The organism is Flavisericum labens (assembly GCF_045446075.1).
GTDB lineage: Bacteria > Bacteroidota > Bacteroidia > Flavobacteriales > Flavobacteriaceae > Flavisericum > Flavisericum labens.
In genome coordinates this window covers 567,980-592,433 of the sequence record NZ_JBJJBQ010000002.1, presented here as the reverse complement: position 1 = coordinate 592,433, position 24,454 = coordinate 567,980, and the positions used below count along the sequence as shown (strand labels likewise).

The window sequence follows — 24,454 nt, the reverse complement described above, 5'->3', positions numbered from 1 at the left end:
AATTAGTATTTTTTTCTTAAAGATTTAACATCTTCTTATAAAAAATTTAACACTCAAAATTATTATTATGCACAATAAACACCATCCTGCTCCATCCTGTTAAACCCTATCTTTCTAAATAAAGTGATGTATTTATTATGTAATACCCAATGAAACAGAATGTTAATTTATTTAAACCAAAAAATAATTATTTTTTTAACAGAATTGATTTTGGACAAATTAACAGTGAAAGGCTTGAACAAAGGCAATATTATAATTGTATCATACCCAAAAACTTAAAAATAGCCAAGCATTATAAAATACTTTATTCTATTTACTTTTTAATAAGAAACACTGGCAAATAAAATATAATACCGATAATGGAAAAAATCAAACCACCAATAGAACCAACGGCAAACGAAAACCAAAAAGCCTCATTCCGTCCATTCCAGACAAAGGGGATTAAACCTACAATAGTTGAAGCCATTGTAAGTAAGACGGGTATTATTTTATAATTAAATGCTTTGAAATAAAGTTTTTGCAATTCTCTTTTGGGGTATAATTTTTTTAAATTGTTAAAATCGTTAATTATATACAATGCTGAATTAACACTTATACCACACAATAAAATAAATGACGCATAGCCTCCTTGATCGAAATTAAATTCGAACAAATAAAACGTTAAAAAAACCCCGATAAAAGAAATAGGAATCATACTTATTATTGCAAAAGGTTGCACTAAAGATTCTAGTAAGACAGCACAAATAAAGAAAATGATGAAGATAACAACAAAAAGTGCATAATACTGGTTAGCACCATCTTTGTCCCAATTACCATTTTTAGTCTTCCCCATATTAAATCCAATGGGCAATTTTTCCTTAAAGGATTTTATATTATCGTCTTTTACTTTTTTTGCTAACTGGTAAGTTCCAATAAAATCATAAGCAACAGTCAAACTGTATTTTTGATTCGTTTTAGAAATCGTGTTACCCGAATGCCGCTTATCAATAGTGGCTAATTGATTCAATTTATATTGTTGATTTCTAATCCATAATGGCGTGTTTTTTAAATCCCACACATTAAATTTTTTGTAATTGTCGGACACTAATTTCACAGACTGTAGTTCATCGTTGTTAACGATAGAAGCCACATTATTAGAATACACTTGATTTTTTAAAAATCCATAAATACTAGATTGAGAGACACCCACGTCTGCTATTTTTTCCAAGTCAAAATCCAGATAAAACTCCCCTAATGCCGTCGTAGAACGACCGCCACTTTGTATTTCAACCTCCCTAATTCTAGACATGGAACTATCGATAAGTTGTTGTTTAAAGGCCTCTGCGTATTTATACAACTTATCATAATTATAACCTTCCATAGTAATTCTTTGGCTTTTATACCCTGTACCCAAGGCATTGGAAAACCCACGCCCTACTCCTGAGACCGTCCAATCCGAAGCTCCCAAACTAATGGCTTTAGACTCCAGCAAGCTCTTTAAAGTAAACGGAAAACTCCCAAACTCAAATGCATCCTTAAAATAAATATTGATACTGGCATTTTGCGGATTGTACACATTGGTCTCATACAGGCTTACTTCGTCATATTTGGAAATTAAATTCTCCATGTGTTGCACCGCTTCGTTCAATTGTTCAATGGAACATCCCGGCGGCATTTTCCCAGTCACCCTCAACATCGTCTTTTCGGGTTCTGCATGATACGAATTTGCAAATGTTTCTTCCGAAAAAAGGCGCAAAGACCCTCCAATAATTTTTTCAAGCGTTGGCTTTACCTCTTTTCTAAACCACTCATCACCGAGTGTTTTATTATAAGTATTTGCCCAAAAATCCTTTCCCTTAATTTCATCTGGTGCTAAATGCAAAGGCAAACCAAAGCCCAAAATAATCAGTAGAACAAATACCCACTTTACAGGTTTTCGTTTAAAAAAGGACATTACATTAGCGTAGGCATTGGTAAATTTCACCACGCGGCGTTTACGTTTTCTAGAAAAATTAACACGCTTATTTTCTATCTTGAATTTTTCTAATAGTGCTGGCACAAAAAATAAAGACACCACCAAAGACACACCTATATTTATCCCAATAACAAAAGCAAAATCCCATAAATTTATGCGCTGCGCTTCCTTTAAAAAGAAAATAATCACCAATGCTCCTATGGTTGTTAAAGTTGCCGCCAATATGGCCAGAAAAGCCTTTTTATCACCTTTGTTTCTTAGGTGATCTATCATGATAATGCTATTATCTATGATAATACCGAACGAAATGGTAATACCGGCAAAGGAGTATATATGCAGTTCAACATCTAAGATATAATAAAAAATAACGGCAATAGACAAATTGGCTATAATGCTTAAAAGTAATACCGATAAATACTTAATACTTCTATTTATCAGTACAATCAACACTAATAAAATGAGTAAGGAATACAGGGTACGCCTTTCTATTTTACTTATTTCTTCTGTTAAAAACTCTGTAGCATCGTTTGTTAATTTTAAGGAATACCCGTCTTGATATACCTCATCCTTTAAATTATCAATTACCGACCTTACCTGTTTTGCCAGTTCAATGGTGTTGACACCCTTTTCAGAAAACACCACTATGGATACGGAGTTTAATCCATTAATTCGATGGTAACTATTTACCTCAGCTTCCTGAAATCTAATTTTAGTTACATCGTCTAAATAAATAATCCTATCCCCAATTTTCTTTATAGGAATAGACGCCCAATCAATAGTTTCATCGGAATTAAAAACCATGGCCATGGCCACTTCCTCTTTTTGGGAAGTGTTTTTGGAATAAAAGCTACCAACGCCTAATTGCCTTTTTTGAAGATAGGAGTTAATAGCCTGCGAAATATCATCTGCCGATAGGTTTAGCTGTAATAATTTGTCAGTACTATATTCCACCACCCACTCGTATGATGTGGCTCCTCTAACACTAACTTCATTAACGCCTTTAATTTCAGAAAGCCGTGGCACGAGTTTATCTTCGGTGTATTTTTTTATATAATAGGGATTTTCATGAGCATTGATACTGTAATTCAATATCGCTTTTTTTCTATCCAAGTCGTCGTCTTGGATGCTACCGGATATATAAGGATAACTTACCCCTTCTGGAAGTTCCTCATGAGTTTGACGAATAAGGTTAGCGAGTTCAAAACGAATCGCTTCCATGTCGGCACCCTTTTTAAAATCCAAAAAAACAGAACCTCTACCTTTTCGGGATACAGACCTTATATTTCTAATCCCCCTAACGGTATTAAAAACACCTTCCAGTTTAGAGGTCACTTCTTGTTCCAAAACCTTTGCCGAAGCATTACGCCAGCTAAAGCTAACGTTCAAAGATGTTTTTTGTTGGGAGGGTTTAAGCTGTACACTCAACAAAGGGATTAGGCTCAGTCCTATTATGGAAAGACAGACAAAAATTGTTAATATGGTAAAAGACGACAACTTAGGCTTCATAGTATGTTAAATACTTTTAAACAGTCGATTCCATTGAAATTCATTGTCTTTATTAGAAAACAGCACACAAGACACTTTACCAATGATATTTTCTTCGGGTATAAAACCCATATATCTGGAGTCTCTTGAGTCTTTTCTATGGTCTCCCATCATAAAATAATAGTTCTTCTTAAAAATATAGCTCGAAATTGGCTTACCGTCTTTAAAAAAAAGATTGTTTTGCTCTTCAATATCCAGATTTTCATAGGTTTTAAAAATATACTTATATAACTGGTAGGAATCATGATTTAATTGTATCTCCATTCCCTTTTTTGGTATCACAATAGGCCCGTAATTGTCTAATGTCCATTGCTTTTCCTTATACCAAGGAAACATTTTGGCCCTTATGGGAGCATCAGCAATTTTAATACTCAATGAGTCAATACAATTCAGCCGTCTAATCTGTTCTGCCTCAACATAGGATAGATTTGCCTGTTTCCGACCATTATCCTTAATTGATGCAACATGTGATTTAATTTCAAGGGTATCTATTGCACTATAAAAGTGTCTTACGTTTTTTAGCTTAAAAACATAGTTGTTCTTAACATGCTTTGGGGATTTATTGAATACATCATTTATATAAACTTCACCACCTACAATTCTTAAAGTATCTCCCGCAATGGCCACACAACGCTTTACCATAATCTCCCTGTTTTTAAAAACAATCACATCGCCTTGTTTTATAGACCCTGTACCTGACAAACGATTATAATCCCAAACCTTTTCCTTAACCGCCTTCTCTGAACTATTCTTTAAATAATAGAAGATATTAAGCAAGGGTATGTCATAAGGGGACTGCGGTAAAATGGGACCATATTTTAACTTATTAACCAGAATTACATCTTTTGGATATAACGTGTTTTCCATGGACGAACTTGGAATTAAGTAAATATCCACTATAAAAACACGAACACCAATTGCTAAAAAAAGCAGCATTAAAAATGAAAACAATACATTGGCTGTTTTTCTTATAAATTTGTGTTTTATATAGTTTACGCCCCTATATAATAATGCAACGATAAGTACCACAATGCATAACCAAAACAGGCCTAAAAAAGACAAAAAAATCAACATAGCTATTAATGTTAAATGTTTTTTATCTATATACGACATTATTAATGTTTTTTTTCATATAAAATCATATTCAACACCAATATCTCAAAACATAGTTTAAGTAAGGATCGTGGTATTTAGTCTACATGTAAACTGTTATTATCTAGATTTTAGTTTTTCAAGAATTTTAAATAATTATTCATAATATCAGTTGAAATCGTAGGATTGCCAATAAGTAATATTTCTCCTTTTTTATTTAATAAAACTGCTGAATTTTTATACCCCCTGTCTAAAAAAAATGTATGTGCTTTACCAAATTCATCCTTTTGATCATGGTATACAACCTCTAAAGGAAAACCTATTTCCTCTAAATTAGCTTTAATAACAGCACTACTATTTCCTGATAAAATAAATTTGAAATCAACGTCAAATGAAGCAAATTTTTGAACCATTTTTTTCCATTTAAACAATTGCAAATAACAAACACCACAATCACCATTATAATAAGCTACAATTCTATATTTTTTTTCTAATCCTGACGAATCATTAGAAACAGCTAACGGCTTTATTGACTGATAAGAATTTAAAATACTGCCTAATACAACTACTTCTTTAGCATTAGAGGTGTTTTCTTTTTTTTCCCTTAAACCGTTACAAGAATTTATGAATATGTATATTAATAAAAGAACCTTAAATTTCAAATTTCAAAATTTTATTTTCTTCATAATTCAGGCCATAAATGTATTTATCATTATAAACATCAAAAGTAAATATCCCTCTGTCCAAAATTAGCTTTTTTTCTGGTTGACCATTTAAATTAAAAACAAAAATCACGTCTACATCAATTTCACCCATTCGACTAGCATATAAAGCATATATAAATTTTTTTGTTACTCTAATGGAATTATAAACAAAATCTCTACCCTTAAATTCTTCATCTGGAATTTCATTTGTAGGCCCTACAATGGATTTCCATTTATTGTTTTCTAAATCAAATAGTTCTATCAATGGAAAATAGTGATATCCAAAAACAAACAAATCATCATTATGTACCATATGAGCATTATTAATTTTACCACTATTTTTACGAAAATCATTAAAAGATATATTTGTCTCTAAACTTCCATGCCCTTTAACATTTCCCCCTTCAAAATTAGATTCAAAAAATCTAAACTCGGTATTATTTTGGTCAGTATAATAAACCTTGTTTTCATAAATAAACGCGTTACGACAATTAACAGAATCTGCAACTTTATATTCTTTTATACAGGGCTTATTATTTATTAGTGAATCAACATTATATTCTACTATTTTCTTTTGTTTAGGATCTAGAATTAATAACGTCTCGTTGTCGGATTTAGAAATAGACCAAGCCACAATGGTTTCACAAGGACCTTTCCCTTTAGTTCCAAACGTTCCAATAAAATCTTCCTCAGGTAATTTAACTATGTTTAAGTATTTGTTCGATTTAATTTCATTCAAGTACATATATTCTTCGTCAATTTTAATTCTGTATGACACTAATATAGAATCAGACACCCTTTTTAGTACTTCACTTTTCAACTTAGAAACAATACTAAACGAATCATTAGAAAAACTAATAGTGTCTTTGTTCTCTAAACTTAACGTTGTTTTTTTTTTACAAGAAAACAGTGAAATTGACATTATAAGCGTAACTTTTATTATTTTCATATTCAATTTTTATACTTAGACATAAGTAATACAACGTGGTGAGATATCACTTATGTCTTAAGTTTTTTATTTTAAAATTAAAAATCTTTATAAGTACTGTAGTTAGCGGTGTATGTCCCTGTCACAGTTCCATCGTCACATAAATAAGTAACAGTACATGAATCAAGTGGATGATCTTCACAAAAATAATCTATATCATCGTATACATGATCTGAAGATATTCCACACTCAGCATTTGCTTTATTAATATTCAATAAACTTGACAAATCAAAATCCTGTTTTGATTCATTTAATGAAGGCGTGTTTAAAAACATTAACAAAGACATTAGACCAACTCCTACTAGAAAAATACATTTTTTCATTTTTTTAAAAAATTTTATTAATTAAATATACTCTTCCGTCATATAATCACAGATGATCTGCCACCCACTTCCATCGTCGCATATAAAAACTATGTTACAACTGTCATTTGGATGTCCTTCACAAAAATAATCGCAATCTTCTTGTTGTTGCGCTAATGTCATGTTACATTCTGCATTTGCTATTTTAACGTTTATTATGTCAGATAAATCGAAATCACTATTAAAACTATCCTTAGTATTTGTATTAAAAGACATGAACATAGCAATAAAAGTAATACCTAAAATTCCTATTATTCTCTTCATTTTTTTAATTCTCTTCATTTTATTAATTTTCTTCATTTTATTAATTTTCTTAAGGCTACAACACCCTTAAATAATTGTTATAATTTTCAAAGTCTAAAGAGGCATGCCACTTTGCAAAACACAACAACAACCGTATCCTTTTTGGTTGTTATAATAGATTTTAAATCTTATTTTTGATTTTTACGATTCAATTTATAAGATTCCTGCATTCGCTGTAATAAATCTATCCTCTGGGTGCTGTTAGTTTATTGACATAGGCTTTCATTTTAAAGGTTATACATTTTTTAGCTATTTTAACTTTTTTAAACCCAGAGGTTTTTATCTTTAACTTGGCAAAGAAAACAAGTTACTGGGACAAATTTTGTCATTGTACTATTTTTTCATACAATATTTACGTTTTGCCCTACAGTAAACTATGTCGTGTCCTTGCAACCTTAAATTTGCTATCATTCTTTTTATGGTTTTTTTGCTACATCTATAATCTGAGGCTACATGCTCTAAAGACACCAACATTTTCCTTTCAATTAAAAACAAAAGATGCTTTTCCTTTTCTTTTTTTTCTAGATAGGTCATAGTTTAGTTTGTTTTTGTATTTAAATGAGTTTTAATCTAAAATTCCTTGTTCTAAATCTATTGTTAACTCTCTCGATTTTCTAAAATTATAAAGTGTATACTGTTGTATTTCGTAATAATACCGCCAATAGTTAGACAATTTGGTCATATAACTCTCGTTACTGGATTGCCATGCATTTAAGGCACTTGTTAATCGCAATAGGTCAACTCGACCAGCCAAAAAACGCTTCTCTGTTATTACATAAGATTCGCGGGCTATCTCACTGGCGCGTTGCGCACTTAGCACTAACTTTTCCTGAAGGTTAAAATCCGTAACCTTAGCCACAATCTCTTGCTTTAATTTACTTGCCGTTTGTTCGGCATCAATATCTTGAACGGCTTTGTTCATCCGGGCTTTTTTTATATTTCCCCGACGCTCTCCCCAATCTAAAATGGGCATTGTAAATTTTATGGATACCAATTCTTGCTGCAACAAGTTAACATAAGCATTGGAAAATGTTTCAGCTTGTTGGTTTAAACCATAACTGGCCGATAGCGACAAATCGAAACGGTTATCTTTAATGGCTTTGTCCAAATCCCTTTGGGCTTCAATTTTGCTGATTTCTAAATCCAGCATATCTGGATTATTTTTTTTGTATAACTCTATAGCGTTTTCAACATTAATTTTTAAACTTGAAATCAACTCGGGCAGCACTGGCACGGAATAATTCGATAAATCGCTCCTTAAAAACAGCTCCAAATCTTCTTTTATGCGCTGTAGGTTCTTGTCTTGGACCGCCAAATCGGTTTCAGCATTGTACAACTGCAGCTCTAAGTTTAAAACATCTTCTTTTTCAACACTGCCTATATCGTAACGCTTTTCACCTATCTTAAACAGCTTTTTAGACGACGCTAGTTTTTCTTCTGCCATGGTCTTTCTTTTAGATGCTAATGCCCAGTTAAAAAAGTATTGTACCGTTTTGATATTGATATTTTGAAGTTCGTATATCAACTCCTTATGAGACTTTTTATACTCCAAGGGAGCTGTTTTTTTTAGCCATTTAAAACTGTTATATGCCATTAATGGTTGGGACAAGGCTATACTAACAGGGGTTACATTGTAGCTTTTAATAGTAGACTCATTGTAATTTATCAATTTATTGTATGTAGAGTTTAACGATATACGCCCCCCTGTTGGAGAAATATTTTGGCTCAGTGACAAACCAGCATACGAATTTAAACTCCTTATTGGCCTAAATACATCTTGGTTTAAATCAGAATCGTAACGTTCCACAACTGAACTCCTATAAGTTAATGGCTGTGTGTTAAACGTAACTTTGGGCAATAAACTAGCCTTAAAAGACCGGAACGCCCAATAACTATACTCGTGTTTTCGTTGTGCTTTATAAGCATCTAAGGAATTTTTGCTCGCTATTTTCAATACCTCCTCAAGAGTGATTTTTTGCCCTGTTTCCGTTAGCGTGCTTTGAGCAAAACCAGTAGACATAAAAAAAGCAAATACCACCGAGCACCTTACTACTATTGATGTTTTTCTATCGATTTTTTTAAACAAACTCATTATTAGCTTTTTTATAGGTGATTTTTGAAAAATAATAATAACATAATGGTATAAAGTAAAGGCTAACGATAGTCCCCAGCACCATACCTCCTATTAAAGATACTGCCAAAGGTGCTTGCAATTCTGCGCCTAACCCTGAGGAAAACAACAATGGAATTAAAGCTAAAATGGTCGTTAAGCTGGTCATTAATATAGGTTTCAATCTTCTTTTGCCTGCTATTAATAATGCTTTTATTAATGGATAGCCTTGACGCTGCAACTGAATAATCGTATCTATTTTTAATATAGAGTCGTTTATTATAATACCGCTCATAACCACAATACCGATGAGCGACATTAAATTTATGCTCATACCAAATAACTTTAAAAACAAAAATGCACCAGCTAAATCTATGGGAACCTCTAACAATACAATAAAAGGAAGTAAGAACGATTCAAATTGCGAAGCCAATATAAAATAGAGCAATAGCAAAGAAATTAGCAACACTACCATTAATTCTTTTAACATCGCTTTATTGGAAAAAACACTGCCCGAAAAGTTAACCTCGTACCATTTATTATGGTTAACAATTCCTTTTATTTTAGATTCGGTGTTTTCTGCATTAGCACTGTTGACTTCTACATCCATAGGGTAGTATTCTCCTTCTGTTCCCCCAACAATAGTTTTTAAATCTTTAGTGCGCACCACTTTTATAAACTCTTTTACATGTATTAGAGCACTATCTCTGGAGACAACCACTGTTTCATCAAGTACAGCTTCAATAGACTTCACTTTACCTCCCAATACTATGGGTACGATATCCTGATTATCTGTTATGGAAAACACAGAGCGCTCTCCAAATGCACTCTTTAGTTTATTGAACAACTGATTTTCGTTAACATCGTAAATCATTAATTTTTCTTTATCAGCCACTAGCACCATGGACTCTTGCCATACTATAGGCTTTAGCTGAATATGTTCTGCACTGGTATTTACTTGATACCAAAGTTCTTGCAACTGCTCATTTTGCTGATTTTTTAAACCGCTTACATTACGCATTCTGGCCACCAAAGCAGGTTCGTCTTCAGAAAATATAGTACTAAAGATATTGTCCACATCTTCATATTTATATAAGGCATTAGGATACTTTTCAGACAGATAAGTATTTAATCTTTTGGTTATATTTTCTAAAGTTTTTTGACTCCCACAATTTAAGTACAGGGTGACTTCAGATGGTTTGGCGAGGGCTTCTTTATCTAGCACGAATTGCTGACTACCTACTAAAGCTGTATGGTCTTTGATATCACCTTTAACAAGCTCTAAAGCCTCTAGAATGCGTTGTTTATTTTCATCTGCGTTAATTTGTTCGTTCCAATCTACTTTTAACAAAATTTCTGTTTTTGAAAATTCCGGCATCTGCGTTTTTGGCAACATGGTATAGAGAACGGCTACCGAAGCCAGCAGTATGACAATGATTAACCAAGATAATTTTTGCTTTCGCATTACCAAGCGAAACCCTTTCTCGTAAACCGAATTATAGTCTATAGGGTTTGTTTTTTCTAAAAACCTTGAAATCCTTCCTTGTTTTGTCCGCTGCCGTTTATGAAATAAATAGTACAACACAGGAAGCAAGGTTAGGGACACCAATAACGACACAAAAAGCCCAATACTGATAGCCATGGCTTGATCGTAGAACAAGGCACCGGTAACACCGCTAATAAATACCAAGGGCAAGAATACAGCACAAGTAGTCAAGGCGGAACTCAACAATGGCTTAAACACTTCGTTTGTTCCCAAAACACACGATTTAGACAGAGGGTTTCCTTGCTTGCTATATTGGGTGATATTATCGATAACAATAATGGAATTATCAATCATTAAGCCTATGCCTAATACTAGACCTGAAAGTGATATAATATTTATGGATATACTAAAAAGCTGAAAAAACAGCAGGCAAACCACCATAGAAACGGGAATAACAATGGCTATTAAAAATGGAGATTTTATGTTCTTTAAAAACAGGAACATAACGGCGAAAGCTAGAATAACACCCCACAACAAACTCTGCGTTAAATTACCAATAGCGTAATCCAACAACTTGGTCTGACTTCGAGTGACCCTAAAGTCTATAGCTCTATAGTCTTTCCTTAGTCGTTTTAATAACTCCTCAAGTTTTTCTTTCAGGTCGCCCATACGGGCATCGTGTTGCTTTATAATCGCCATGGTAACGGCTTCCTTACCATCGGACAGCACCAAACCCTTTCGCTTTTGGGGATGTTCCACAACTTGGGCAATATCTTTTAATTGGAATACACGATTGTGCTTTTCTATGTATAGGTTTTGAACATCTCTAATATCTACTATCTGGCTCCCCAATCTAATATTGTATTGATATTGGCTATCTTTTATTGATAAATTACCAATTTCAACATCAGCTCTTTGTATAGCACCTTCTAACTCATCTAAACTAAGACCTAGAGACAGTAATTTTTCTAAACTTGGTATGATTAAAATTTCTGAAGCTACCAAACCGCTTATATCCACCATAGCCACCTCGTTAACCTGCTCTATGCGTTTCTTTATAACCTGATTGGCAAAACGATTAAAATCAACAAACTCTTGCGGTACAGGGTACAAGTCTTTATTTCGGATAGCACTTGTCTTTTGGTTATCCTTTAATGTCGCACTAATATAGAAGACAGGAATATCTGTAGCACTGGCTTTAATGACTTTTGGACGCTTCATAGTTTTTGGTAAACGCCCCATAAAACGGTCTATCTTCTCGTTAACTTCGATAAAAGAATAATTGATTTTAGTACCATGGATAAAGAGCAACCTGACTATGGCCATGCCGTTAGTGGTTTCACTTTTTATATCTTTTAAATGGCTGACCTGTTTTAACTGGTTGCGTAAGTGCTTTACAACACCATCCTCCAATTGACGAGCAGACATGCTTTCATCACTGATCTGTACTGTAATTTCCGGGATATCAATATCTGGCATTAAGGATATTGGTATAAAGTTGGAAGCGTAAAACCCTAAAATTAATACACCTAGGGTTGTCATTAAAACCGCTATGGGTTTATTTATAAGGAATTTTACCATTTATCTTTTACTCTTCTTAACAAATACCTCACTATCGTGAGCTAAATTTAAATTGCCCGATACAATGATAGAATCCCCTGGATTTAGTTTCGCAGAACTTTTATCGGGGTGTGGTATAACGGCGTAGTTTATGCTATTTTCATTGGTGGTCAGTACATAGGTCCAATACGCTTTTCCATCAACTACTTTAAATAACACTTCTTGGTTTTGGCGTAACACAACAGCTTCCTTTGGCACGACAAGTTGTTCCGGTATATCTTTTTGTATCAATACTTTTACGTTCATGCCCTCTATCAAGCTTCCATCGTTTTTTACAATGGCCTTTACCAATATCGTTCCGTTTTTTTCTACTATGGGGTTTATTGTGGTAATCTTACCCTGATATGTTTTTTCAAGAGCGAAAGGCATAATCTCTACTTGGTCGTTAACGCTTACATCACCGATTTCAGATTCTATAAGGTAAAACTCAACTTCAAAAGTTGAGTCGTTGATTAAGGTCATAAACTCCCTTCCGGCACTTATTTGTTCAAACTGTTTGCTTTCAATATTAGCTACCCTGCCACTAAACGGAGCTATTAGCTTAGAAGAGCGAAGTTCATATTGGGCATCTTCCAAGGTTCGCAGGGCATCATCATAACCACTACGTATGGCTACCATGTCGTATATGCTTTTCGGGATGCTGTCTTTTACATCGTAGTCGTAACCTCTACCTAAAAGTTGGTCTTTAAAATCTAAGGTAGCTTTCTTTAGGCTTATAGTAGCTTTATCGAGTTTTTGTTGGAATTTATAGGGGTTTAATTCCGCCAAGGTTTGCCCTTTGCTTACTTGATCGCCATTCGACACATATAACTTTTCCAGACGCTCGCTAACTTCAAACTTTAAGGCATTTTTTTGAATGGCAATAAGTTTCCCATTACTAACCAACTCACGCTTAAACGGCTTTTGTTCTAACAGGGTCACACTTACTTCGTTTTTTTGAATGCTGTGTGCTTTTTTATCAATAAGTTCTTCTTCTGATTTGTCTTTTTTTTGTATGCAGTTGAAACAGATTAAAAAGCAAATAAAAAATAATTTAAAAACTCTCTTTAGCATAATTATTTATAAGTTTTACAATTCTTTAATATTTTTAGATTTCTAGTTTTCATAAAATAAAATGTGATTTAAATAAATACTTACATTAAGACTTTTAACATTTACCTCTATTTCTTTTCAACTTTCACTCCCAATAAAAATTAGATATTTCAGACAAGTAATTATCAAAATCTAATATGTTTTCTTTTTTTGGTATAAAAACAGATTTTTGCGATAAATCTTCATCTAAAACATATACATAAGGCATGTTTAAACTATCTATGCTTGTTTTATATTTTGTTTTGTAAACTTTTGATTTAATATTATTTATCCTCTTAAACAAATATAAATCCCTATCATATTCATAATCAGTAAAAAAAGCATGTGGAATATCTTTTTTAATTCGCTTTAGGGAAGATAATAATGAGTCAACACAAGTATTACAATTCAGTTTAGAGTACTTAATTACTAGTAATGGTCGCTTTAATTTTTTCAAAAAAACGGTATCACCATTTTCATCTTCTAAGACCTTCCACGTATCCATTTTCGGACCTTTCACAAAATACCTACCTTGTGAGCTTTTATCTCGGCAAGAAAAGCTTAAGAAGCACATCCCTGCTACTATAAAACATATAAATGTTTTTAATTCAAATACATTACTCATAACGTTTTAGAAACTTTTTAGTTTATAGAAGCACAACACGGGGTTATCTGTTTTATTTAATGTTTTACATAGTTCTTTTACTCGAGCTGATTTAAAATCGATTTTATTAATATTTTTTAGAGTATTAACAAAAACCGAAGGCTCCTTAAAGTTCACAAAAATATCTTCTTCATAAATAGCATAATGGCTAACAATATCTCCTGCTGTGTGTATATCGTCACTTACAAATCTTTCCCATAATATGGTATTCCCTGTTACTTTATCGAAAAAGAGGTTTCGATATTTTGAATTTTCTACATATTGAATGAAAAGTTTACTTTTAGTTTCAAAATGTGTTCCAATAAACATATTAAAATCAAGGTCTTTTGTTGCTTTATAATAACTTTTATAATCTTTTAATTTTTGGCTAATAAGTTTTGTTATATTTTTCTTGCCAAAATTTAACTGATAAGTGGGCTTTACTTCTCCTTTCTCTATATTGTAAATGAAATTTTTCGTTACAGGAATTGTAAAACTAAGATGATTCCCTGAGTAATAAAATTGATCGAATTTTGATAGTTTTAAATTAACTTCATTTTTAATATCATATGTATTATATGTATTAATTAAGCCTTCATTACTCTTTATCAAAGATTTATTATTTAAAATAGGAAGGTGCAAATTAGACCTATTACCCAATAAATAATACATTATGTTGTTTTGCTTACACAAATTTGCAAACCTAAAAGAAGTTTTAACAGTTTTCACAAAACTCCCTTCAAAATTGAAGTAAAATAATTTAGCCAACCTGTCATCATGTATAATAATATTCTTATTATCAGAATCAATAGTAAAATCATTAATTCTAGTATACTCCTGTGGCCCCTTTCCCTTTTTATTTATTTTAAAAACAAAATCTCCATCCATAGAGAAAACAAAAAGATTCCCAGTATTTCTACTATCTAATATAAATATATACTCATCTTCAATTATTATTTTATCTATATGACCAAAAACACTTTCATCTTTTGTTTCAAGTGGAATATACCAACAACTATCTATAATACTAGTCCCTTTCAATACAGCAAGGTCTTCATTGTGTATATCTAAAATTTTTACGTCATCATAATCTATCTTTTTTTCACTTAGTGTGTCTATTTTTATATTTTCAACACTGAATTTTTTATAATTTTTCAACAATTCTTTCTTATCATTATTCTTACTACAGCCTGCAATAATTACAAATAAGGATAAGACAAATAGTGATTTCGATTTGTTATACATTTATTAAATTTTAATTTATCTAAATTTCACCAAATCATAAAAATTATGACTTGGTGAAATAATTTATATGTTATGCTCTTTCACAATCATTAGGCCAACAAAATTCATCTCCATCTACACATGTACTATATTGCCCAGGGTAAGTTGATGTTGTTGTTTCTTCTTCCCACCCTCCGACTGGAGTATCTATAGAAGTTATACCCAACCAACCTAATATACCATTAGCTTCAGTTTCTGAGATTTCACATTCTTTCCATTCTTCATAATATAAATAAGTATCCCAAAAACTCTCAGATTGAGCTTGTGCCTGAGATAATAAGTATATTAAATCATCATTATTTGATTTTCTATTTTCATACTGATTAAGGTTAAAAAAGGAACAAGCTAGAACAATTATCATCCCTGTACCTACGAAAATTTTTTTCATGTTTTTATTTTAATTTATTATTTAGAGAGTAAACTAATCTCTTTTATTTATTATTTTTAAAAGGCTCTTTAGAAGTGCAACCTTTAAAACACTTAAACTTATTTTATCCGAAATAAGTTTAAATCTTAAAAAATAAGATTTCCTCTGGGGTATTTTTAGTCTAAGTCATTGGCTTAAAGTTTTAAATTAATAAAATGTCAATCTTCATTTTTCACCCAGAGGTTTTTGCTTTATATTTTGTTATTATTGTTTTCATCTCGGTCTTCATTTCTTCTATGGCCGTTGAAGGTATTTTTACTTTTTTATCAAGTAGTCTCTTTGCCATGGTTACCGCCTGGGCCTCATCACCACTCTCATCATATAATTTAGCCTGTAAATACAATGGATAAAACCTAGAAGGAATCATATGATAAGCCCGCTTATAGGCCATTTCTGCATTTTTATATTGTTTTTCACCCCTGTAGGTATCTCCCAACGCCGTTTCTATAATGGTAGTATTCAGATGTTGCTTTGCTTGCTGCAAAATTGAGATTGCTTGAGGGTATTTTTTTGCTAAACATAGCGTTTTACCATAATTCATCAAAAAGTCTCCATCATCCTTAAACAAAGGGTAAGCGGCTTCATATTCTTTTATAACATCATCATAATTGTAATAGGGACTTAACGCAAATTGCCAAGTTTTAAATCCTTCACTAAGTGTGCTGGTGCACACCCCCACTTTAGTTCCCCCCAGTATTGCTATTAACAGAAATGACACCTTAGCACTTCTAAGGACAGTAGTGTTTCTGGATATTTTTATGTGATTAAAATTCACATCCATACTAGCCAACATAGCAAGTGCAGTCACTCCTATTATTTTAATGGGCAATATTTGCGTCGGGTATGAAAAACATGCAAAAATACTAACGGAGAATAAGCATATTTTAAGAATATTTGAAATGTACACATTCTCATGTGCTACTTTTATTTTAAGTAGAAAAACGATAAGAGCTACAAGAAACAAAAAACCAACAAAACCATTTTCAACAACAAACTGTACAAACTCATTAAATGCATAATATGAATTGTCGGCTACCATAGCTTCAGCCGTTTCCCCATGTTCGGCAAAATAATTGGCTTGGGCATTCATATAGTGTGCTTTAAACCTATCAAAACCTACTCCAAAAACAGGAGTATCTGCTATCATTTTGGTAGTTACTTTCCAAATAAATAGGCGCCCCTCAGCAGAGCCTTTTTTAAAATGATAAACACTTAAAAGCCCTAAGCCCAAAACAGCTATGGCGAGTATTGTTAGAATTGTTTTTTTTAGTGCACTTGTTTTTTTTAAGAGCTTATTTAAAACAGCATATCTGAGTTCCAACAAAATTAAACTGCTAGCCAATGTGGCTAAGCATGCTGCTCTAGATTGTGATGCTGGTAAAACCAGCAATATACTTACCATGCCCAACAAAAGAATATACTCAAAAATGTATTTTATAATTTTGTTAAAGAAAGGTGCTTTGTTTTTTTGTTCAGCTTGCACTGCTATGGTTTCTTTAAACAAATACATGCCAAAAGCTATGGGCCATACCGCAGCAAGAAAACCAGCAAAAGGCCCAGGGTTAAAAAAGCTGCCCGTCATTCTAAACCCGGAATGGTTTGATGGATAATAACCTAGTAATTGTAAATTGCCATATATGGCTTGTATAGTTCCTGAAACTACTATAACCAATAACAACCAAGGATAATTTTTTAGTGAGATACGCCTTAAAACCAAGTACAGGAAACTTAACCCAATTAATTCCATATACCGAATCGAGAACCCAAAACGAGGCTGAATATAGTATCTATTCAGCGTTATATAAGCCAACAGAGCAAAAAGCACTATATCTAGTTTAGAAACTGAAAAGGACATGGATTTACCTATAACCATGTTAAAGCAGTATAACCCTAATAGTATTAAACAAGCATATTGAAACCAAATAAACTTACTGGTAATGGTAGACATGACATATCGCGTGTCATTAATTTGGGGTAATATTAAAAAAAGCGAAACCAACAGGATAACTAAACATGAATTTAGTGTATCAGTTAGGTTTACATGCTCTTTTTTTAGTTTTAAAGTCATTATTTTGAAAGAATAATTCTACTAAAATAATGCTAAAGAAAAAATTAACTTACCTGTACTGTCCTGCTTATCGTATTGTTTAATATTAAAAAGATTACTTTTTAAGTAAAAAGTAGGATAAAAACTAAAGGTACAAACGATTTTGGAGCATATAAATTAATTATTTAAATCGTCGTACATTGCGTTTATTGAATACTATTGGATGTTATTTTGAGAAGTTTTAATGGTAAGATTTTATCGAGAACATTAGTTTTATGACTAAAATTTGATTCTCGAGACTAATTATTGTTTCTTATCTTAAATTCGTTAAACAAGAGGCATTAGCTACACTGAACAATTTATTTAAAAAGCGCAACGGGTTTATTTAATTAAAAATTACCACCATATTTGTTTACCGTCTTCATAAGTAAATATGCGTTCTTCTTTTCCTTCTGTTAAACACCGTAGCCAATACATTGTTTCTGAGGGCACATTTTTATAATTTAAAAAATAGTCGTTTGCCATTTTTTTACCCGAAGATACCCAACCGTTGTCCCAATAAAACAATTCGTACTCATTACCAGGAATGATGCAATTTGTATCATTTTTTGGACAAAAGCGAATTCTGGATATTGGTCTTGGAGTCTCAAAATCGAGTCTAAACCTTCTGCCATTTTGATATGTATTAAGGTCACCATCAAACGCATTGGCGAAACGCCCTTTTAGCGTTCCGTTTTTATAAGTTCTATGCTCAACTTTTTTGAGCACCCCACTGCTGTCTTGGTAACATTCTATTTCGGCTAATCTAATAACTCTACCGTCGTCTGGAGCAATTAATTGAATATACTGAAGCGTGTCTGGTCTTTTTAAATCAATTTGCTGCATATAAAACGGATAGTAATCGATGTTGTGCAAAACCTTAGCATCTTTGAAATCTGGATCATTGGCACCTTCAATACGACATCCTTTAAAATCAATAACCTGATTAGCCGCATAAGAAAACAAAGGGAATTTTCGAATAAGTTTCATGTCTATACGTTTTTCGGTATTACATTTAAATGTTCGCTTTAGTCCTGAGTTTTCTATCAAAAAAGGATCCCCAAAAGGCTTTAAACCAGATTGATAGGTCATGGGCATTAACATAACATTCTTACCCATATCCTTAAATCTTGCATTACCATACCAGTTTAATTTAGCAAATGCCACTGGAACCCATTGGTTGACATCAAAAGTTGCCAAATACGCCATGGTTTTGTCTTGTAAAAACTCATTACCAATTTCAACATCTGCAACATCGAGGTATTGGGATGTTACATCAACCATGTTAGGTCTGAACAAATTAAGGTAAATCTCCTCCTTCGGGACCCTAGAAACCAAATTAATAATGGCAGGTTGCTCAGTCCATGTTTGTCTAAACATTTTTGGAATAGTTTTTTCATACTGTACATAAAGCCCAAATGGCATTTCATTTTCCTTAAAAACATGTGTGGATTTTGGATCCATCGCTGCATTAAGATTATCGACGAGGTTTTCTGGGTTGTTATCATTTTTTAATAGTTTCGAAACCTGTTTTTTTCTATTTGCTAAACCAACATAGGCATGCTGCGACGATGGCCTGTTACCCCAGTTCGGAATGTAGTCGTATGTGGCTGGAGCACCCGCAGCCCTTAAATGGTAAATAACATATCTACACATGGAGGCGCACTCACCCTCCTTTGATATATCTAACCATGAATAATTGGCCTCTAAGGGAAAATAACTTCGTATGTTAACCTTTGAACTTATAGTATTATAGGTATCGGAAATATGATAATGATATAAAGAATCCAAGTTTTTTAAACTAGGACGCAACGAAATAAGCCTTTTATGAGTCAGGTAAAGTGAGTCTCTCCAGTTGTCAAAAATTTCAGATGTTAATTTATGTGGTAGAATATATTCATTAAAATCATTAAAACTGATAGAGTCTTTCCAACTGGATTCTAAAAGTGCTTTTAAAGCAAGATTATTATTATGCGTTAATTTTTCTTTGCTGACATAATCCTTATCAAAAATTTCGTGATAATTAGTGTTATTTAATATTCCTAATGATTTGTATAGAGAGTCTGCTATTAAGTTTAAGTCTTTTTGGGATGTTCTCTTTAGATGGCTAAACACATCTAAATATGATAATATTGAATCAATATTACCTGTTAAAACAGTTGTTCTATTTTCAAAATTTGAATTTGAAAATTGCCTTGTAGATTCTAATTTCTTTAACCATAAAGCGTCAGGTTGTTTAATTTTTTCATTATTACAACCTAATAAAATACTTAATATAATAGCACTAAACACTGTTTTTTTTATCATAAAATTAAAATTGAATAAACTAATCTTGCTTTATGGTAAAAATAGAAAATAATATTAAGTAAATATAATCTTACGATTATTTATGGGTTATTTATTTGAATGGCTCCTCCCAAATATTCAAGATTTTCATTTTCCTTTATTAAATTGGCAATAGTTAAAGCAATGAAATTGGCTCCTTCTATACCAGTGTGTGTATGATCTTTAGGAAAAAAAACTTTTACCTTTTCCTTTCCCAGTTTCTGATATTCTTTAGCTAAGGCATTACTTAAATCAATAAAGATGGCATTTTCAGCAGCAGCGACTTCTTTTGCCCATTTCACATAGGTGTCATGTCGCTGTTCTACTATTCCATTTGGCCATTCATTTCGCGGGGTAAGACTTAAAACTACTGGGAGTGCTCCCTTTTCTTTCACTTCCCTTATCATTTTTTTCATGTACCAACCATAAGTATGCACCGTTTCGGTAATACTGTCTCTTTTTACTTCTTGAGTTTCGTCGCCCATACCTTTTAGAGAGCCTCTGTATTTCTTTTTATCAATATTACCTGCATCGTTATGGCCAAATTGTATAAATACTACATCGCCTTTTTGGAATTCCTTTTTAGCGGCATCCCACAAACCTTCATAAATAAAAGTTCTTGTACTTCTTCCTCCCCTAGCCTTATTGATAACATTTACCTGCATAGTATCGCAAAATCTCGGAAATGCCATACCCCATCCAATCGCATTAGGATTGCTACTATTAGCCATCGTTGAATCACCAATTAAAAAGATATTTTTCTTTTTGGGTAATATTACGTCAGGTTCCTCAAGTATATAATTTTTCAATGAATTAGTAGTATGCTTTAAACCATCAACAATTATAGATGCCGCCATCACCGCTCCTTTTGCGGACGTATGGGTGTGATCACGCTTGTAAAAATAGGTTCCAGTAACTTCTTCTTCTCCAAAACTTTCTAATTTTGAAGCCATTTTATCGTTTAAATCAATAAAAGTAACATCGTTCCTTTCGGCTATTTGCTTTGCCCAAAGCCCATAAGACTTATTATTTCTTGGCACTAATCCAGTTTTCCAATCGTTTCTAGGTATTGGCGACATAATAATAGGTATGGTCCCTTTTTCTTTCGCATTCTTTACTATTTTTTCAATATACCAACCATAGCTATGCACTATTTCATGCTCGCTGGTTATCATATTATCTATTTCTTCAGTTTCATCCCCTATACCTTTTATGGTGCCTCTAGCTCTAATCGTATCGTTTACTGGTCCATTATCGTTATGTCCAAATTGAATTAAAACGTAATCGCCTTTTTTTAGTTTACTGTTTACGGTGTCCCAAAGCCCCAAGTTTTGGTATGTTCTGCTACTAGTGCCTCCTAATGCATGGTTTTCAATCGATACTTTAGACGAGTCTAAAAACTGACCTATAAAGTCGCCCCAACCCCATAAACCACCATAGCCATCTCCTCGTCCGTTTTTCACCGTAGAATCACCAACAGTATAAACCGTTGGTTTGGTGTTTTTTTGCTGAGCACAATTTGAAAATGAAACTGTTAGAAATAGAATTGTAAGATAATGTAATATTTTCATGAAAATTTATTTAGTTGAGTTAGTTGTCTCTAAAATCAAACCACAATGTCATCGGGATACCATCATCTCCACTCTTAATCCTTATATTGGTAGGTTGGCTTTCAGGTCCTTGATGCTCCAAAGGTTTAAATGCCCGCATCCCTGGTATTTCGTACATAAAAGAAATGTTACCCTCTGGAAATCGTGGCTGTGGAAAGGTTTTTGAAACGGTATTTTTAGGTAAATCTGGTGTGAATAATCTTAAAAACAATTTATCATTTTCACTGAAAAACTTAAAGTTCCCATTTTTTGTTTTAAGGTTTCCTGCAATAAAATTGGCATGATAGCCTTTAAACTCTGGATATACCAAATTTTCAAAACTTTCTCCCGTAATCGTGTTGTTATAATCTTTCTCCCAAAGACCAAGGGTTGTGCCTTTTATTCGGTTTTTCCAAACATGATAGGGTCCGTTTCCTAACCATTTTATGCTCTCAACTCCTTCTTCAGGAAAATCGAAAGTCACACCAAATTTATTAATGGCTCCTTCAAAAAATGCACCGTCAAAACCACTATTTCTTCCTGCATTTTTTAATAAAATTAGCTCTAATTTTAAACGTCCATCGCTAAAGAGTGTCCACGTGGCTGTATCAATACCACCAGAATATTTAATGGTACAAATTGCAGTATCGCTATTTTCTTCAACCGAAACAGATTCAACCTCGGCTTTCATTCCAATAGGTTTCGGGCCATTTACAAATGGGACATTGCCGTTTTTGTTTTCTATTTTAATTATCTCGCCAGTAGATGCACTCAATTTAACAGAAATTGATTTAGATTCTAATAAAACTTCATTATCAGTTTTTGAAGCTTTGGGCGATTTTCTTGTCTCATCTTTTGCCATCAATTTGTTCGCATAATAAGGTGCGCGGTGAATGGGCCAAGACCAAGTGTAAATTTCTCTGCCATGTTTATCGTTCGCAGTAATTTCTAACCAGTCACCTTCAAAGAAATTGGATGGCACATCAAATTGAATTTTCCTGGTTTCCCCTGGTTCTATAGTTTCAATTTGGATGGGGTTTCTCGCAATAAGTTCGGCTATTTCATCGCCATAAATTGAATGGTCTGGGGCTTTTAGAATCTTATAGTCTAACTTACATTCATTTAGATTTGTAAAGATGTATTCGTTTGAAATCATAAACGAGCCATCAAATTTGGACGTGATCATTTTTGGTTGAAAATGAATGGGCGACCAAACTTCTTTTACTGTAAAGAAGCTGCCTTCCTTTTCTCTATGAGGCCCTAAAACACCGTCGGCTGCCAAATTACCTTTCGAATCGTATTTTTTTTCGCCAGTCCAATCGGTTCTCAAAACGGCCTCATCCAGCATGGCCCAGAGAAATGAACCAGCAAACAATGGACTTTGCTTATAGCGTTTCCAGAAATCTTCCAATCCTGCTCCAATCCCGTTATCGTATGTACCGTGCATGGTTTCTGTTGGAAAAAATACATTTTCGCCATTATTAAATCGGTGCATCCCTGTTAAATAGGTTGGATAATGATGCGTATCCCAACCGTTGAAATCGGCCCATGGATGAATAACAATTCGTTTTTGCGGATCGTAAATATTAAAAACGTGGTCGATTTCGTAATTCCAGCCGCCTTCATTTCCATGGTCCCAAATAATTACAGATGGATGATTTACATCTCTTTGTACGGTCTCTCTAATTATATTTGTTCCTGTTTTTGTATCGTATCCATTTTGCCAACCAGCGACTTCATTTAAGACGAAAAGACCAAGCGAATCACAAACTTCCAGAAAATGCGTATCCGGTGGATAATGAAAACGAACGGCATTCATATTCATATCTTTCAACAAATTAATATCTAAAACACTAATGGCCTTATCGGTACTTCTTCCTGACTCTGGCCAAATCACATGACGGTTTATGCCCTTCATCAAGATCTTTTTTCCATTAACGTAAATACCGTCTTTCTTTAAGAACTCCAATGTTCTAAAACCAATTCTGGTTTGCTTAGTATGCAAAACTTCACCATTGTTTTTTAAAGACAAAGTTAAAGTGTACAAGTTTGGGTCTTCAGGACTCCAAGTTTTCACATTATTCCATTGGGCATTTATAGTTTGAAAATTTTCGTTTTCCTTCAACTTAAAAGTGAAGGTTTCAAAATCCTCTTTACTACCAACTGAAGCAATACTGGCTTCAACAGTTGTATTCTCCTGAATATTGACAAGGTTTAAATCAGCCCTTAATGTACCATCCATTTTGGCATCAACGGCAACATGCTCTATAAAGGTTTCAGGTGAAACTTCTAACCAAACTGGGCGATAAATTCCTCCAAACAACCACCAGTCGGTTTTTCGTTCGGCATTATTAACCGAGTTATTACTGGAGTGTTTTGAAACATGTACTTCCAAAAGGTTTTCCGTACCGAATTTTATAAGTGAAGATATATCATATTTAAATTCATAAAAGCCACCTTGATGAATCTCTCCAGCCGATTTTCCATTTATTTTTACTTCGGTATCGGTCATGGCGCCACCAAAAACAATGGTGATGTTTTTCCCCTTATAATCGATAGGAATATTGAATTTGTATTTATAAAAACCTTCCTCTTTACTAGGTTCTTTTTGATTTAATTCTTTGTACCAACGTCCATAAGTATATTCGCCAAAGCCTTCCATCTCCCAATTTGATGGTACATTTATCGTTGACCATACATTACTGTTATTTCCACCAGTACACATAAATTCCCATTGTACAGGGTTTTTAAAATCTTTACCAGAGAGCAGTATTTTTTTGGTTTCTTGCGACGTTACATTAGAGCAATTAAATGCAATAAAAAGAAACAATAGCGTATTAAGTTTAAAGTTTAGTTTAGTCATAA

Annotated in this window: 17 protein-coding genes; all 17 read right to left on the bottom strand. The window is 33.1% G+C overall.

The window, feature by feature from the left end:
* Positions 1 to 313 precede the first annotated feature (313 nt).
* The 17 genes from ACIEHO_RS06245 to ACIEHO_RS06165 all read right to left on the bottom strand — a co-directional run bounded on the left by ACIEHO_RS06245 (position 314) and on the right by ACIEHO_RS06165 (position 24,452).
* Positions 314 to 3,460 carry an efflux RND transporter permease subunit gene (locus tag ACIEHO_RS06245; protein ID WP_406969758.1) on the bottom strand — a complete coding sequence of 1,049 codons (3,147 nt, stop codon included), beginning with the start codon at positions 3,458 to 3,460 and terminating at the stop codon, positions 314 to 316.
* 6 nt (positions 3,461 to 3,466) lie between these two features.
* Positions 3,467 to 4,612: a signal peptidase I gene (gene lepB, locus ACIEHO_RS06240; protein WP_406969757.1), complete on the bottom strand. Its 1,146-nt coding sequence runs from the start codon at positions 4,610 to 4,612 to the stop codon at positions 3,467 to 3,469.
* A 110-nt stretch (positions 4,613 to 4,722) separates the two neighbouring features.
* Positions 4,723 to 5,253: a hypothetical protein gene (locus tag ACIEHO_RS06235; protein WP_406969755.1), complete on the bottom strand. Its 531-nt coding sequence runs from the start codon at positions 5,251 to 5,253 to the stop codon at positions 4,723 to 4,725.
* Entirely contained in the window at positions 5,243 to 6,244 is a 1,002-nt protein-coding gene (locus ACIEHO_RS06230; RefSeq protein WP_406969753.1) for a BF3164 family lipoprotein, read from the bottom strand. Before ACIEHO_RS06230 ends, ACIEHO_RS06235 begins: the two co-directional genes overlap by 11 nt.
* 77 nt (positions 6,245 to 6,321) lie before the next feature.
* Entirely contained in the window at positions 6,322 to 6,606 is a 285-nt protein-coding gene (locus tag ACIEHO_RS06225) for a hypothetical protein (RefSeq protein WP_406969751.1), read from the bottom strand.
* Between the two features lie 21 nt (positions 6,607 to 6,627).
* Complete coding sequence (locus tag ACIEHO_RS06220; protein WP_406969749.1) at positions 6,628 to 6,945, bottom strand: hypothetical protein; 318 nt, start codon at positions 6,943 to 6,945, stop codon at positions 6,628 to 6,630.
* A 336-nt stretch (positions 6,946 to 7,281) separates the two neighbouring features.
* Entirely contained in the window at positions 7,282 to 7,482 is a 201-nt protein-coding gene (locus tag ACIEHO_RS06215; RefSeq protein WP_406969748.1) for a hypothetical protein, read from the bottom strand.
* A gap of 31 nt (positions 7,483 to 7,513) precedes the next feature.
* Positions 7,514 to 9,040: a TolC family protein gene (locus ACIEHO_RS06210; RefSeq protein ID WP_406969747.1), complete on the bottom strand. Its 1,527-nt coding sequence runs from the start codon at positions 9,038 to 9,040 to the stop codon at positions 7,514 to 7,516.
* Positions 9,027 to 12,125, bottom strand: coding sequence for an efflux RND transporter permease subunit (locus ACIEHO_RS06205; protein ID WP_406969745.1), 3,099 nt, complete (start codon positions 12,123 to 12,125; stop codon positions 9,027 to 9,029). The genes ACIEHO_RS06210 and ACIEHO_RS06205 overlap by 14 nt, the downstream gene beginning before the upstream one ends.
* On the bottom strand, positions 12,126 to 13,217 hold the full coding sequence (locus ACIEHO_RS06200; RefSeq protein ID WP_406969743.1) for an efflux RND transporter periplasmic adaptor subunit: 1,092 nt from the start codon (positions 13,215 to 13,217) through the stop codon (positions 12,126 to 12,128).
* Positions 13,218 to 13,341: 124 nt separating this feature from the next.
* A complete protein-coding gene (locus ACIEHO_RS06195) occupies positions 13,342 to 13,860 on the bottom strand; it encodes a hypothetical protein (protein ID WP_406969741.1) in 519 nt (172 codons plus the stop codon).
* 6 nt (positions 13,861 to 13,866) lie between these two features.
* On the bottom strand, positions 13,867 to 15,123 hold the full coding sequence (locus ACIEHO_RS06190) for a 6-bladed beta-propeller (RefSeq protein WP_406969739.1): 1,257 nt from the start codon (positions 15,121 to 15,123) through the stop codon (positions 13,867 to 13,869).
* Between the two features lie 70 nt (positions 15,124 to 15,193).
* Positions 15,194 to 15,550 carry a hypothetical protein gene (locus ACIEHO_RS06185; protein ID WP_406969737.1) on the bottom strand — a complete coding sequence of 119 codons (357 nt, stop codon included), beginning with the start codon at positions 15,548 to 15,550 and terminating at the stop codon, positions 15,194 to 15,196.
* Positions 15,551 to 15,761: 211 nt separating this feature from the next.
* On the bottom strand, positions 15,762 to 17,657 hold the full coding sequence (locus ACIEHO_RS06180) for an O-antigen ligase family protein (RefSeq protein WP_406969735.1): 1,896 nt from the start codon (positions 17,655 to 17,657) through the stop codon (positions 15,762 to 15,764).
* Positions 17,658 to 18,032: 375 nt separating this feature from the next.
* Positions 18,033 to 19,982 carry a hypothetical protein gene (locus tag ACIEHO_RS06175; RefSeq protein WP_406969733.1) on the bottom strand — a complete coding sequence of 650 codons (1,950 nt, stop codon included), beginning with the start codon at positions 19,980 to 19,982 and terminating at the stop codon, positions 18,033 to 18,035.
* Positions 19,983 to 20,062: 80 nt separating this feature from the next.
* A complete protein-coding gene (locus tag ACIEHO_RS06170; RefSeq protein WP_406969731.1) occupies positions 20,063 to 21,571 on the bottom strand; it encodes a rhamnogalacturonan acetylesterase in 1,509 nt (502 codons plus the stop codon).
* Positions 21,572 to 21,590: 19 nt separating this feature from the next.
* Positions 21,591 to 24,452: a glycoside hydrolase family 2 protein gene (locus tag ACIEHO_RS06165; protein WP_406969729.1), complete on the bottom strand. Its 2,862-nt coding sequence runs from the start codon at positions 24,450 to 24,452 to the stop codon at positions 21,591 to 21,593.
* Between the last annotated feature and the right edge of the window lie 2 nt (positions 24,453 to 24,454).